Source organism: Streptomyces sp. MB09-02B (assembly GCF_033794485.1).
In the GTDB taxonomy this organism is placed as follows: domain Bacteria; phylum Actinomycetota; class Actinomycetes; order Streptomycetales; family Streptomycetaceae; genus Streptomyces.
Map to the genome: position 1 here is coordinate 1 of NZ_JARGEE010000966.1, position 730 is coordinate 730.

Below are 730 nucleotides of genomic sequence, written 5' to 3' on the forward strand. Positions count from 1 at the left end.
CGGCGTCCCCGGAGTTTTTCCTCAGTGTTTTCTTGGCGAGCGTAAGATGTTGATAAGGGACCGCCTCCGGGCTCGCCGACTGGACCGGGGCGTCCAAGCAGGAACTGGGCCGGGAGTTCGTCGAGTCGCTCGCCCGGGGGCTGACCGTGATCACCTCGTTCGGCGAGGGCCGGGCCGCGCTCACCCTCACCGAGGTCGCGCAGGCCACCGGGCTCGCCCGGGCGACGGCCCGACGGGCGCTGATCACCCTCGAACACCTCGGGTACGTCGAGTCGTACGACCGGGTCTTCCGCCTGACACCCCGGGTACTGGGCCTGGGCTTCCCGCCCCTGTCGATGCTGCCCCTCTCCGGGATCGCCGCGCCGCACCTGGCCGAGCTCTCCGCGCGCGTCCACGACTCGGCGTCCCTCGCGGTCCTCACCGGGGGCGGGGAGGAGGTGCAGTACACGGCGCGGGTCGCCACCAGCCGCATCATGAGCGTCAACATCACCCTCGGGACGCGGCTGCCGGCGTACGCGACGTCCCTGGGTCGGGTGATGCTCGCCGATCTGCTGCCCGAGGTCCCCCTGCCGGAGCGCCCCGCCCCGCTGACCCCGTACACAGTCACGGACCGGCGGGAGCTGCTGACGGTCCTGGAGCGGGCCCGCGACGCCGGGTACGCCCTTGTCGACGGGGAGTTGGAGGAAGGGCTGCGGTCCGTCGCCGTACCCGTGCGGGGGCGGGGCGGGCG

General features: G+C 72.9%; 1 pseudogene. It reads left to right on the forward strand.

Going from position 1 to position 730, the window contains the following annotated elements:
* Positions 1-65: 65 nt before the first annotated feature.
* A pseudogene (locus P1P70_RS45365) lies at positions 66-730 on the forward strand (IclR family transcriptional regulator C-terminal domain-containing protein); the annotation flags it as partial.